13 protein-coding genes, 2 tRNA genes and 1 pseudogene are annotated in these 11,862 nt (G+C 37.4%); 5 read left to right on the forward strand and 11 right to left on the reverse strand.

Annotation, left to right across the window (positions count from 1 at the left end; translation table 11 throughout):
• Nucleotides 1–2,222 (reverse strand): family 20 glycosylhydrolase (locus AC4MRQ_RS21850; RefSeq protein ID WP_491199854.1); only part of this gene is annotated, 2,222 nt, incomplete at its 3' end.
• Between the two features lie 417 nt (nucleotides 2,223–2,639).
• Between AC4MRQ_RS21850 and AC4MRQ_RS21855 the strand changes: the two genes are divergently transcribed.
• Nucleotides 2,640–2,712: transfer RNA gene (locus AC4MRQ_RS21855), tRNA-Gly, on the forward strand.
• A 60-nt stretch (nucleotides 2,713–2,772) separates the two neighbouring features.
• A tRNA-Thr gene (locus tag AC4MRQ_RS21860) sits at nucleotides 2,773–2,844 on the forward strand.
• A gap of 56 nt (nucleotides 2,845–2,900) precedes the next feature.
• Here the strand turns inward: AC4MRQ_RS21860 and AC4MRQ_RS21865 are convergent.
• The 6 genes from AC4MRQ_RS21865 to AC4MRQ_RS21890 all read right to left on the reverse strand — a co-directional run bounded on the left by AC4MRQ_RS21865 (nucleotide 2,901) and on the right by AC4MRQ_RS21890 (nucleotide 6,410).
• A complete protein-coding gene (locus tag AC4MRQ_RS21865) occupies nucleotides 2,901–3,338 on the reverse strand; it encodes an HvfX family Cu-binding RiPP maturation protein (RefSeq protein WP_491199855.1) in 438 nt (145 codons plus the stop codon).
• Between the two features lie 55 nt (nucleotides 3,339–3,393).
• Complete coding sequence (locus AC4MRQ_RS21870) at nucleotides 3,394–4,143, reverse strand: HvfC/BufC N-terminal domain-containing protein (protein WP_491199856.1); 750 nt, start codon at nucleotides 4,141–4,143, stop codon at nucleotides 3,394–3,396.
• Entirely contained in the window at nucleotides 4,127–4,963 is an 837-nt protein-coding gene (locus AC4MRQ_RS21875) for an HvfB family MNIO-type RiPP peptide maturase (RefSeq protein ID WP_491199857.1), read from the reverse strand. The genes AC4MRQ_RS21870 and AC4MRQ_RS21875 overlap by 17 nt, the downstream gene beginning before the upstream one ends.
• Nucleotides 4,964–5,035: 72 nt before the next feature.
• Nucleotides 5,036–5,470, reverse strand: a complete 435-nt coding sequence (locus tag AC4MRQ_RS21880) for a hypothetical protein (RefSeq protein WP_491199858.1) — start codon at nucleotides 5,468–5,470, stop codon at nucleotides 5,036–5,038.
• A 92-nt stretch (nucleotides 5,471–5,562) separates the two neighbouring features.
• Entirely contained in the window at nucleotides 5,563–5,838 is a 276-nt protein-coding gene (locus tag AC4MRQ_RS21885; RefSeq protein WP_491199859.1) for an anti-sigma factor family protein, read from the reverse strand.
• A gap of 11 nt (nucleotides 5,839–5,849) precedes the next feature.
• Entirely contained in the window at nucleotides 5,850–6,410 is a 561-nt protein-coding gene (locus AC4MRQ_RS21890) for a sigma-70 family RNA polymerase sigma factor (RefSeq protein ID WP_491199860.1), read from the reverse strand.
• Between the two features lie 125 nt (nucleotides 6,411–6,535).
• Here AC4MRQ_RS21890 and AC4MRQ_RS21895 point away from each other — a divergent pair, with 125 nt between their 5' ends.
• Nucleotides 6,536–7,807 (forward strand): Na+/H+ antiporter NhaC family protein, encoded by a 1,272-nt coding sequence (locus tag AC4MRQ_RS21895; protein ID WP_491199861.1) that lies wholly within the window; start codon nucleotides 6,536–6,538, stop codon nucleotides 7,805–7,807.
• Nucleotides 7,808–8,178: 371 nt separating this feature from the next.
• Here AC4MRQ_RS21895 and AC4MRQ_RS21900 read toward each other — a convergent pair whose 3' ends face one another.
• Both AC4MRQ_RS21900 and AC4MRQ_RS21905 read right to left on the reverse strand, forming a co-directional pair.
• Nucleotides 8,179–8,988, reverse strand: a complete 810-nt coding sequence (locus AC4MRQ_RS21900) for a YARHG domain-containing protein (protein WP_491199862.1) — start codon at nucleotides 8,986–8,988, stop codon at nucleotides 8,179–8,181.
• A 207-nt stretch (nucleotides 8,989–9,195) separates the two neighbouring features.
• The gene (locus tag AC4MRQ_RS21905; RefSeq protein ID WP_491199863.1) at nucleotides 9,196–9,651 is read right to left on the reverse strand and encodes a cupin domain-containing protein; all 456 of its coding nucleotides are present in this window, start codon (nucleotides 9,649–9,651) and stop codon (nucleotides 9,196–9,198) included.
• A 232-nt stretch (nucleotides 9,652–9,883) separates the two neighbouring features.
• Here AC4MRQ_RS21905 and AC4MRQ_RS21910 point away from each other — a divergent pair, with 232 nt between their 5' ends.
• Nucleotides 9,884–10,192 (forward strand): hypothetical protein, encoded by a 309-nt coding sequence (locus AC4MRQ_RS21910; RefSeq protein WP_491199864.1) that lies wholly within the window; start codon nucleotides 9,884–9,886, stop codon nucleotides 10,190–10,192.
• A 237-nt stretch (nucleotides 10,193–10,429) separates the two neighbouring features.
• Nucleotides 10,430–10,642 (forward strand): annotated as a pseudogene (locus AC4MRQ_RS21915) (transposase); the annotation flags it as partial.
• Between the two features lie 117 nt (nucleotides 10,643–10,759).
• Here AC4MRQ_RS21915 and AC4MRQ_RS21920 read toward each other — a convergent pair.
• On the reverse strand, nucleotides 10,760–11,077 hold the full coding sequence (locus AC4MRQ_RS21920; RefSeq protein ID WP_491199865.1) for a hypothetical protein: 318 nt from the start codon (nucleotides 11,075–11,077) through the stop codon (nucleotides 10,760–10,762).
• A gap of 179 nt (nucleotides 11,078–11,256) precedes the next feature.
• A complete protein-coding gene (locus tag AC4MRQ_RS21925; protein ID WP_491199866.1) occupies nucleotides 11,257–11,814 on the reverse strand; it encodes a YdeI/OmpD-associated family protein in 558 nt (185 codons plus the stop codon).
• Nucleotides 11,815–11,862: the final 48 nt, after the last annotated feature.

The raw sequence follows: 11,862 nt of genomic DNA on the forward strand, positions 1-11,862 counted from the left end.
CGTTTTTCTTCGCCTGGCATGGCTACAAAAACCTCCTGTACGGCTCCTCCTCCAATCTGACTATAAATTAACCGGATCGGGTGCAAGCCTGCTTTAAGAGCAATAGCACCTTTTCGCACTCTCGGTCCATGGCTTGGATCATTATTAACTACCAACCGATCGTGAACAAACAACTGATCGCCATCGTCAGAATTCGTATAAAAAGTATAAATTCCATCAGTCTGAGCTTTGTAATAACCTTCAAAAACAAGAGCATAATTTTCCTGACCAGTATACTCGGCCAAACCGAAATCCGCGACTTCTGAAATAGCGTTCGGTTTTAGCTCCAGATTTACATCTGCACATTTCCAGAAACGTCCTTTGTAGTATTTCCTTGAAAGACCCGGATTCACGTTAACATCAACAGGCTCTGCCATGATCTGCTTTTCATATTCAGCTTCGTAAATCTTGCTATATACCTTATTCTTGTATGCTCTGAAACGTACCGTGGTTGATTCTTTGACTGGTATTGGGTTCGAATATAAGGTTGAAGAAGGTGTTGGTACTAAGCCATCCGTTGTATAGTATACTGATATTTCTGAATCAGGTATTTCCAATTGAAAAGTTGCCTCATCAATAAACACGGTATTTGATTCAAAGCCTTTTAATTCAGGTAAATGATAAAACAATCCTTCCCGATCGAAATACTTATAATGATGTTGCAAACGCTGTTCAAAGCTTGCTAAATCCTTTTTATCTTTCTTTGTCCATCCGCCTTCTGCCAAAGCAAGCATTCGAGGAAGTGTCTGATAATAAACCCGGTTCATATTCGGGATGCGTTCGGTCCATATATTAGCCTGAACGCCAATTATCTGTTTGCCCATTTCTGCCGTGAAATCTTCAGGTATTGGTTCAAAATTATAAACCTTGCTGGTTGGTGTGGCCGAATAAGGGAAATCAAAATAATACTCAAAATCTGGTGTGACAATTACATTATTTCCGTTTTTAGCGGCATCACGGATGGTATTAGGTGCCCAATTACGCCACCACATTACCGTTGAATGTTTAGACAAACCACCTTCAACAATCTCGTCCCAACCAATTAACTTCTTTCCTTTTTCAGCTAAAAAGGCTTCAATATGATGATTAAAATGTGATTGTAATTCGTGCTCATCTTTTAAGCGATTCTTTTTGATCGCTTTCTGGCAACGATCACATTTCTTCCACTCATCTTTATTTACCTCATCACCCCCAATGTGAATGTACTCTGACGGAAACAACTCAGCAACTTCACTCAGGATGTTTTCAATAAACTCGTAGGTTGATTCTTTTCCCAAACAAGCCGGATAAGAAAAATGAGAGCCCCACCCTGCCTCTTCCGAGCATGATAAATATGGGTAGTTATCAATCGCAGCTTTAAAATGGCCAGGAATATCAATTTCAGGAATCACTTCTATATTACGTATAGCACAATAATTAATTAACTCGCGTATATCATCTTTGGTGTAAAATCCACCGTATTTCATTTCACCATCAATCTCTTTATAATGCTTATCGGGAATCAAAAATGTTTCATCTTCTGCCGATCGCTCGATACAAAGACTGTCTTGAGAATTATGCTTACGCCATGCGCCCTTTTCTGTTAATAAAGGATACTGATCAATTTGTAGACGCCACCCCTGATCATCGGTTAAATGCAGGTGTAGTTTATTGAGTTTGTACAACACCATTTGATCAACAAAGTGCTTTACTTCATCCAATGTAAAAAAATGACGGGATACATCCAGGTGCATTCCTCTGTATGCAAATCGAGGTCCATCTTTTATATTAACGCCACGTAATGCAGTTGATCCTTTGTTCTCTAAAGGTAACATTTGAAGAAAACTCTGAAAACCGTATAGCCATCCTGCTTTTGAACTACTTTCAATGCTAATTTTTTTATTATCTATCTTCAGGTGATAGCACTCTTTTCCTATTTCAGGATTAAAGAGCAGTAGTAATGGCGCATGACCCGAATCATCGAGTTTAAGTTGATAGGGTTCTGCCATATTTGTAAAGAGATCTTTTAACTCTAGTCCATCAGGATAGTTACTTTGAAACTTCAATGAATGCCCTATCTCAAGGTATGTATCAGAATAATTTATGGACTGTGGTAAGGGAATAATGGAATAATTATCAACCTGCTGGTTTGGTTGACATGCGAGTAATGGTAATAAAACCAGGAAGCAAATTAGTTCGTGCATTTTGAGTTTTTATTTTTGACCCACCAAAATTACGAAGGCAATAATTATTGACTTTCGTGCAAGTGTTCTGAAAGGGTGAATAAATGTTCCCGCAGCGTTCTTTTAGCACGAATATGAGGCCTCTAGATAGAACTCCTATCTCTTAGTCTATTCGTATTTGAACAAAACAATCGATTGAAATATGGCATTCATTTTACACTCTGATGTCATCTTGGTTCGATCGAATGCATACTTTATTCTTAATAAAAGAAATAGTCATTTATCAATAATTGTTTTTCAAATAGTTATTAGACCTTAGTAATCTATAGCCGCTGGTTACAACCAAAAAAAATCTAAAGAGATTTGTGAACTGTAGAAAAATATTTACTTTTGCACCGCTGTTACAAAAAACAGTGACCTGTTATACGAGCAGGCAATGCGAAAATAGCTCAGTTGGTAGAGCACGACCTTGCCAAGGTCGGGGTCGCGGGTTCGAGTCCCGTTTTTCGCTCAGGGTTTAATAGTAAATTAAAATTGGATTCGCTTCTGCGGTCGATTCAATTTTAATTTTGCCGATGTAGCTCAGGGGTAGAGCGCTTCCTTGGTAAGGAAGAGGTCACGAGTTCAAATCTCGTCATTGGCTCAAAAATAAAGGGTAATCGTTCACGATTACCCTTTTGTATTTCTATCGAATATCTTCTACTCTTTACTTTTATCAACAACTGCCACATCAATACTAAATCGTCCGGGCCCTTTTGCAAATAACACAAAAAGCATAATGAAATAATAAAATGGTATTTCAAAACCATTATCCCCGGCTGAAAATCCATTGCCTATGTGTACCGTAAAAATGGCCACCAGCATAATGAACATGAGTGGAATTGTAATGTAACGCGTTAATAAGCCTAACATTAAAAGAAAGAAGCCTGCAAACTCTGTACTTGCTGCAAGAATCACATTGACAGTTGGTAGTGGATAATTCATTGAAGCGAACCACTCTGCAGTCCCTTTAATGTTTTCAAACTTCTTAATCGCAGGTTCAAAAAAACCAAATGCCAGAGTCAAACGCATGGCTAATAAAGCCCAATCACCAGTCCGATTAGCCAATTTATTAATCAATTTGACGATCCGATCCATAACAAAAAAATTAGTTAACAATGTTGATACAGTATGGTTTGGTTATCGCTTTTAATCACTTAGAAATAAATGCTATATTTTTCCTAACGCAATCAAAACAAAAATATTCCATATGCTCTCTAATTTCTTTCGTCATGTCTAAACCAAACATGGAACCAACTATCGGAGCTATTTGATTTAATGAAGCTGGTTTTTCACTTATTTTTTGCAATAATGCAACATGTAATGGAGATAACTCTACAAAACGCACTTGACCCGATTCGATCAATCGGTAAATTAACACGTAATAGTTTCCTTTTTTATTTTTTGCTTCGGAAGCATTCATTTTATGAACGGGATATTCCAATTGAAGAAACCTGTGATAAGGATTCACTGATAGAGTTTTATCGATAGAAAAATCAGAATTCTTGTCAACTGGTTCATCAATATCACTCATTGTATGAACTTCAATTTCATACCATTCTAACCAAATCAGGTCATTAAGCGTCGGCTTATTCAGTTCCGTTGCATAATCACTATCTGTAATAAATTCGGCAAATTCCTGAGGCATTTTCCAAACAGAAGGTGTTTGAGATTTATGCTTCGCCATAAATTCACTCAATAAATAATCCCACTCTTCTGAATTTAACCATTCTTCAGTTATTGGATAGGCCAACTCCAGTGTCGTTCTAAACACATTGGAAATTAATCGACGATAATGCTTCACTACTTCTGGTCTGCTCAAATCAGCGGGCGGATCAATATCTGTCAGGCAATAATGTGCCAATTTATCCTGTATTTGTTTGGTATCAGCTTGAAGTAACATGTTTAGCCTCCCAATGTTTTGAAACGATTGCTTTAAGTGCGTTCATTTCATTAATTAATTCTTTGGTTTCAGGAATATTGAAGTCGCGCTCCAGAAGTACCGGAACAGGTTGCATCAACTGAACTGTGTAATCAAACAAATCATAAACGGGATCAATTATTGCCTCACCATGAGTATCAATAATCAGATCATCACTAACCTTTTCGTGCCCTGCCATGTGTATATAAGCTACACGATCAAGTGGTAAAGCAGCTATAAATTCCCTGGGTTCGTATTGATGATTAAATGCATTTACATACACATTATTCACATCAAGAAGAAGCTGACACCCTGATTCACTTATAACCTGAGATATAAATTCTAACTCTGACATCTGAGCTGCAACGGAGGTGTAATAGGATACATTTTCAATCACCAGAGGGCGTTCAAGATAATCCTGCACCATACGAATACGCTCTGCAACGTGCTTAACAGCATCCTTACGAAACGGAATTGGTAACAGATCATATAAATGGGCATTATCGGCCTTGGCAAAAGATAAATGCTCTGAATAGATTTGCACATCGTATTGCTTCAGGAAAGCTTTCAGTTTTTTAAGGAAATCCATATCCAGATCATCAGGACTACCTATAGAGAGTGATAAACCATGGCAGGTAATCGGATACTTCTCCGCAACAGCATCCAGTTTTTTCCTCCAGTAGCCTCCCATTTCGATCCAGTTTTCAGGTGCTAACTCAATAAAATCGGGATGAAAGTTCTTGTTAACAATAAACTCATCCGCAAAATTCCGCCTGAATCCTATTCCTATTTCTGTTGCCATAGTTACATTCTTTGCATAAAAAAGTTGAGTCAGCACGCCAGAATAAATGGTACTAACTCAACCAGATAAGTGTTAACTTCCACACTTTCCCTCACCACATTTGCCTTCTCCTGTCTTTGACTCAGATTTTTTACCTTCTTTTTTGGTTGTTTTTCCCTCACCACATTTGCCTTCTCCACACTTGGCCTCTCCGGTCTTCGATTCTCCTTTTTTAGCTTCTTTTCCTTTTTCAGCTTTCTTTTCTTTACCTTCTCCGCACTTTCCTTCACCACATTTACCTTCGCCACACTTGGCCTCACCTACGATATAGTCTGTTGGCAAGTTGGCTGTATTTATTGGTGAACCGTATTGCTCAAGAAGGTGGCCTCTTAACTCAGATCCTGAACCAAGATCTCCGTAGTTAAATAAATTGTCTGCATTGGCAGATAGACTTGATGCGCCTGCTATCATACCTCCAATAACAACCGTCTTTAACAATCGACTTTGCTTTTCTTTTTTTGTTCTCATAATGATAAAATTTAATAATATAAGATAGTTAATTCTTTTATTATTTGTCAACTTAGACGTTCCAGTATTTTTATCCTTACAAGAAATGGGTATTATTTATTGACCTCTGAAATTTTCCTTTTAATTTGCTGTTTTTGTTCTTCACTAAGATGAATCTTTACTCCCCTCTCCTCTACTTTATCTTTCAAGCGTTGTATTGCTCTTGTCATAAAATTCACCTGAATAGAAAATCGCCGGCAGTATTTGCACATCAGCAAATGCATCTTCAGTTGCATCTTTTCTATAGTATTCAGTTTATCCTGTTGCTTTTTAGAAATAAGAAAAGTTGCTTCTTTACACGTAATCATCATTTTTCCTTTTGTATCCATTGCCAACCTTTCTATTTAAACCAATTTTTTTCTAAACAATCTCTGAGTTGAAGCCGGGCCCTGTGGAGCAGTACCCACATGTTAGACGCGGTAATATTTAATTCCTTACACACTTCTTCGCCCTTCATCTCTTCCATCGTTCTTAAAATAAAACACGATGCCCACTTTTCAGGCAAATGCTGAATACATGCCTGAAGAATCGACTTAAACTCTGAATTTTCAAGTTCTTCATCAGCATTAATTTGCCATTCTTTTGGAGCCCTGCTTTCCATCCAATGATCGTTCATCATGCCATATTTACCGAAGCGGTCGTCATTATTCTCCAGGGTCATTTCCATTGATGTTGATTTCTTTCTGTAGAAATCTATGATTTTTCGTTTCAGGATGGCCGTTAACCAGGTTCGTTCATTACTTTTTCCTTCGAAAGAAGCCAAACCTTTTATGCCTGCCAAAAATGTTTCCTGTACCAGATCTTCAGCGATCTCGGCACTACTTACCCGCGTATATGCATAACGATACAGGTAATCTGCATAGGCATCCACCCAGCTATCCGGGTTGAGTTGATGGTTCATAATATATATCAATACGTTTTTACCATTGTTTAACACACTCAGTCTATAATTAGTTTTATCTTATTCTATTCGTGTCAAATGCATTTTTGTATTTATTATTGCACCGCAAAACAAAAATCATAAGCATGGACCGACATAAGATCAAAGCACTATTGCCAGTAGGTGTTTTTATTGTGATATACCTAATACCCGGATGGCTAAGTGGTGACTTTTATAAAATGCCTATCACTATCCCGTTTCTTGTTGCTGCTGGTGTTGCCCTATTGATGGCACCTGGTAAAAAACTACTTAATAAGATGGAAACCTTTACCAAAGGTATGGGTCACTCGGGTATTATGCTCATGTGCCTTATTTTTATACTAGCCGGTGCATTTGCCAACGTTGCACGTGAAATGGGTGCTGTTGACGCCACTGTAAATATTGGTCTTCAGTACTTACCTGAGGAAATACTAGTTGCCGGACTTTTTATTATAGGTTGTTTTATCGCCTTATCGGTGGGTACATCAGTGGGAACGGTTGTTGCACTAACCCCGGTTGCAATTGGCCTGGCCGAAGCAATTGACATGAATGCAGCCATAGCGGTTGGGGCTGCAATTGGAGGAGCCATGTTTGGTGATAATCTATCCATGATTTCTGATACAACCATTGCTGCTACAAGAACACAGAATTGCCAGTTAAGAGATAAGTTTAAGGCTAATATCCGATTAGTGCTTCCTGCAGCACTGATTTCAATTATCATCTATTTGTTTATGCCATCGGGAGAAGGAAATCATATGGCAGATGTTCAGCTTGTTGATTATCTGAAACTATTGCCCTACCTGGTCGTGCTTATTACAGCTATTCTTGGCATGAATGTTTTTCTGGTTTTAAACCTGGGTATTTTATTGGCTGGGGGAATTGGCTTATCGCTTGGTCAATTTGATTTTTGGAGCTTTTTCGCATCGGTTAGTAATGGCATTCAAAGTATGTCCGAGATAGTAATAGTATCCATGTTGGTTGGTGGTATTGTTGAAGTAGTTCGTATCAATGGTGGCATTGATTTTATTATCCATCATATTGGAAAACGCACCAAGGGAAAAAAGGGTGCGGAATTAAGTATTGCTGCGTTGACTGGTATTATAAATGTATTTACTGCCAATAATACAATTGCTATTCTGATGTCGGGTCCCATTGTTAAGAATATTGCCGACAAATTTAAAATTGAAGCGAAACGTTCAGCAAGTTTAATGGACACGGCCTCATGTTTTGTCCAGGGAGTATTACCTTACGGCGCCCAGATACTGGCAGCAGTTGGTCTATCTGCAGGCTTGTTATCACCTTTCGACATCATGAGCTACCTGTTCTACCCATTTTTGATGGGAATTACTGTAATAATATCTATTGCTATAAAAAGGTAGGGGAATTTTCACCACACGATCAAAACTTAAACGTTTCGGTGAAATAGTTTTAAGTTATAGCTTAACTCAATACCAAAAGCCAATTAATTCTTAAGATTTTTGAGTATCCCATTATTTTATCGTCAGAGAGATTTTCAAAATCCTTAGTGATGCGATTAATCATCATTTATTCGGTTTATAATATGTTTAAACTAATTGGCTCAAAGTTCGTTAAAATACTTGATTTGCAACATTTTACTACATCAAGCAGAGTAGAGTTTTGTTGATCGTCCGTCCGAAGGACGATTAGACAATCTGCGAGAGTTTGCCCAACCAAACTGCACTGCTCTGCCTGCTATCCTTTATCGTGGCTTGTTGTAGATATGTGTTTTTTATGGTGTATAAAAGCTAATGAACTTCTTAATTGGCTCAAACCAAATCTGAAGTTTACTTCCAGCTTCAAACTGACTATGCTCAATCAAATCCCCGTCGTAATTGACTATGAAACGTTCATATTCACTCTTACTTATGTTATGTTTTCCATCTTGTATTTCAGTATGCCCTAGATTTACTATTTGATTAAGTACTTCTTCTTCTATTGGATTCCACATATCAACTCTCGTGGCTCTACAAAACTTTAGAGCGAGGTAGCCAAAGAAATAGTGATTGTCCCATTCTTGAAATAATTGATTATCTCCTAACCAAAAATATGGATTTGAACTCTTTGCACTCCAAACTACAATGCCGTTTCTTTGGAAATTATAAACAATGTTGATTACACCATATTCCTTTTCAAGTATTCTAGTTGTTACAGTGTCTAAGCCTGGGGAATTATCAAAGTCGGCTATTGTATAAAAAGTGGTATCTAGTTTACTGTATAGGTTGCTTTTAATAAAGGCATATATTCCAAGAGCTGTTTGTTTTTCATTACTGGAAAGCTTAGAATAATTATTTTCTATATTCTTAATTGTGTTTGCAGCAAGGATTTCTTTTTGACTTAGTGTACTAATCTTGAAATTCTGTGAAGGCTTGTACCATTTTTGATTCTCAAAATATTCCTTTAAATCCGATGAGGAGAAAGTCCTACCATGTCGAGCAAATATCTCGTTTCTGAAAATTCTCATTTCAGATAAGACTTCTTGACTCGTAATATCAAATAGAGAAGTTAGCAGAATTACTAGTACCAAAGTGCTTCTTTTCATTTTTAAAATATTATTTATAGGTTTTGATTTGCATTACCAACAACGGTTAGTGCATCGTACATAGCGGATTCTCGGAGATCGTTCATGTCTGCAAGAACTGAACGGTGAGGTGGGAATCCAACCTTGCGGAAACCACCTAGCCCCGCTATGCATTATGCACAGTGTTAGCTGTTGGGTTTTCTATTTGAATTCCCACACAGCACACATTTACAAATCTTTATATGAACACATTTTATCTTGCCCGGATTGACCTGAAAATAATTCAATCTGATTATCTGCGGGCATAAATACTACATCAGGAAGGTTTGTTGTTCCAAAGTCCAAATATTTTAATGTTTCACTATCTGATGTATTCTTTAATTGATGCACTCCCTTTTCTCCAGCAGGAAATCTTACAATATCGCCCGACTTAACTTTTAATACTCCACTTTTAGTTACCACTTCTCCCTGTCCCTCAATAATATAGAATACTTCCTCGTTACAAGTATGATAATGGAGGGGCCAATTAGCTTTCCCCGGGGGAATTTCATATATATCGCAATACAGTTTGTTAACGCATTCATCATCAATTAGTCTTTTCCTGTTATGTTTTATTTCATCACCCTTCGACCAACTATTCCATTCTACTTCCTTTTCATTGATTTTTAACGTTTCATGTTTCATAATATCTTGTTTTCCCATTGTAAATTACATTTCATTCGATAGCTCCCCTGCCTTGCAACGGCCCGTGCATGGTGCGTGGCATCCTGCAGGGTGGTAATGCACTATGCATATTGTTGAACTAAATCCGCCATCGATGATAGACTTAAATCAAAAATAACATAATTTGGTGTAATTGGCATGAACTTGCTGTAATTATTCATTTTAATAATTACCGTCATGCAAAAAAGCATCAATGACCATTATTGAGCAAGCTATCATTCTGGTACCTGCATTGAAGTACATGTTGGACAAACTGGCTGAACAGGTAACGCTGCGTGGCCAAAGTCCGGGTACTTTACACAATTATTCACGTCGTATAGCATTGTTTGTCCTACATTTCAGGCGTTTGTCAAAGGCTGAAAGCGAAGACGAAATTCACGAATACCTCGTTGCACTGGCACGTGATCCTAAGTCGCCTTTACGAAGTAGCTTTAAGCATATGGTATATGGCTTGCGTTATTACTTCCACCTCCTGGACATGAACACGCGAGCCATCGCTTGACCTTCCCTGAAAGGTGGCACGAAACTACCTGTTATATTGAATAGACCTGAACTAAATGAGTTGATTGCAGCTCCATTGCTTTTGAAACAGCACGTTGTTTTATCGTTTACTTATTCGGCCGGACTGCGTGGTTAGGAAGTTATTAACCTGAAGCCGGGCGACGTTGATTTTGAGCGGATGACCATTCAAATCCGACAAGGTAAATACAAGAAAGATCAAGTGTTTAAAGGCAAATTTATGGATCGTACCGGGCGCAATTGTAAACAAAAAGCATTTGGCTTTGACTGCCAAATGAGGCTGGCAAGCACCTGCAATTGGGTTATGTATGGCGAAAAACCACTGGCAACGGCCAATAAGGTGATCCACTATCCGGGGCAGTACGCACACCGCGTGGCTATCAGCAATCAGCGTATCCTAAGGGTGGACGATACGCATGTCACTTTAAGAGCTTTCTCAATCAAATCGAATTGGCCAGAATCAATTTTCTTTGTATATCCATAATCAAGGCATTTTATAAATTCTTGTTCGTTCTTGCTTTCCACAGCTTTTTTTTTTAATAGATGTCTTTCATTCGTTTTTTAATTCTTCGATAAACTTCCACTTATTAAGATCGTATCCACATGATTGAAGTGCATCAAAAGCAAGTTCAATCGCTCTTTGGTCAATATTAAAATCTATTTCGTAAAGATTTGTCAACAGGTTTTCAAGTCCAATACCCCATTCATCATTTTTTATCAATTCATAGGTATCATCCAGATATTTCGTTAATAATTCTTTTTGATTTTCTTGAAATCCATCTACTATTTGCGTGTGTGCGGAAGCAACCAAATTGTTAATGTGGTCTGTAAATTCTTTAATCTTTATTTTTCCTTTTGATTCAATCATGTTCTTATTGGCTTACTCGTGGAATCAAATGGAATACAACGTTGAGTATAAAAATAGTAGCCAACTGCATAGCACTCACCATTCAAATTACAAGTAAGTTGAAGCAAGCTAAAGCTCTTGGATTTATTATTATATCGCCTATTATGTATACACATTATTGGCAGCAGTTCTTAATATTCTCAATAATATTTTTCAATTCCTCCAAATCCTTTAATGAGTTTATTCTCTTTCGTCTTTTCAATGAAGTTTTTCAAACGCTTGTCAAATTCATCGGGTCTTTTCCGTGCACTATCAATGTATGCAATTCTGATTCGTTTATATGGTTCCGAAAAATTTTGATAGTTTTCCCAAACAGTCTTATCCGATTTTAACTGCTTTATTATGTCCTTCGGAAAAATGAAATCTTGCTGAATTATTCCTAAAACTTCCTTCTTAATTGAGTTGTGAATCAAGTTATTTTCAAAGAGCCACTTCAGGCGTTCAATGTTTGGTTGTGAGAAAGTTGAGTTTTTTCTTCTTTTGCAAAATCTTTGAATAGTAGTCTCTTCGTTTAGTGATTTAACCGTACTGTCAATCCACCCAAAGCATAGAGCTTCTTCAACCGCATCATTGTATAAGATTCGTTCTTTACCTGTCTTTTTTAGTGGATATTCTAACCAAATATCATCCTTAGTCTCAAAATTGTTTTCGAGCCATTCTCTCCAATCCTGTCTTTTTGTAAAATATTCAGTTTCCATTTTCTTTATTTCTTAAATTGCTGGCAACGTCAGTTCGTCTAAAAACTT

The organism is Carboxylicivirga sp., from assembly GCF_982718395.1.

Bases quoted from the DNA above. Each gene is read 5' to 3' on its own strand.
- AC4MRQ_RS21865 (WP_491199855.1), bottom strand. From the start codon at position 3,338: ATGGATCGGATCGTCAAATTGATTAATAAATTGGCTAATCGGACTGGT.
- AC4MRQ_RS21870 (WP_491199856.1), bottom strand. From the start codon at position 4,143: ATGTTACTTCAAGCTGATACCAAACAAATACAGGATAAATTGGCACAT.
- AC4MRQ_RS21875 (WP_491199857.1), bottom strand. From the start codon at position 4,963: ATGGCAACAGAAATAGGAATAGGATTCAGGCGGAATTTTGCGGATGAG.
- AC4MRQ_RS21880 (WP_491199858.1), bottom strand. From the start codon at position 5,470: ATGAGAACAAAAAAAGAAAAGCAAAGTCGATTGTTAAAGACGGTTGTT.
- AC4MRQ_RS21885 (WP_491199859.1), bottom strand. From the start codon at position 5,838: ATGGATACAAAAGGAAAAATGATGATTACGTGTAAAGAAGCAACTTTT.
- AC4MRQ_RS21890 (WP_491199860.1), bottom strand. From the start codon at position 6,410: ATGAACCATCAACTCAACCCGGATAGCTGGGTGGATGCCTATGCAGAT.
- AC4MRQ_RS21895 (WP_491199861.1), top strand. From the start codon at position 6,536: ATGGACCGACATAAGATCAAAGCACTATTGCCAGTAGGTGTTTTTATT.
- AC4MRQ_RS21900 (WP_491199862.1), bottom strand. From the start codon at position 8,988: ATGAAAAGAAGCACTTTGGTACTAGTAATTCTGCTAACTTCTCTATTT.
- AC4MRQ_RS21905 (WP_491199863.1), bottom strand. From the start codon at position 9,651: ATGAAACATGAAACGTTAAAAATCAATGAAAAGGAAGTAGAATGGAAT.
- AC4MRQ_RS21910 (WP_491199864.1), top strand. From the start codon at position 9,884: ATGACCATTATTGAGCAAGCTATCATTCTGGTACCTGCATTGAAGTAC.
- AC4MRQ_RS21920 (WP_491199865.1), bottom strand. From the start codon at position 11,077: ATGATTGAATCAAAAGGAAAAATAAAGATTAAAGAATTTACAGACCAC.
- AC4MRQ_RS21925 (WP_491199866.1), bottom strand. From the start codon at position 11,814: ATGGAAACTGAATATTTTACAAAAAGACAGGATTGGAGAGAATGGCTC.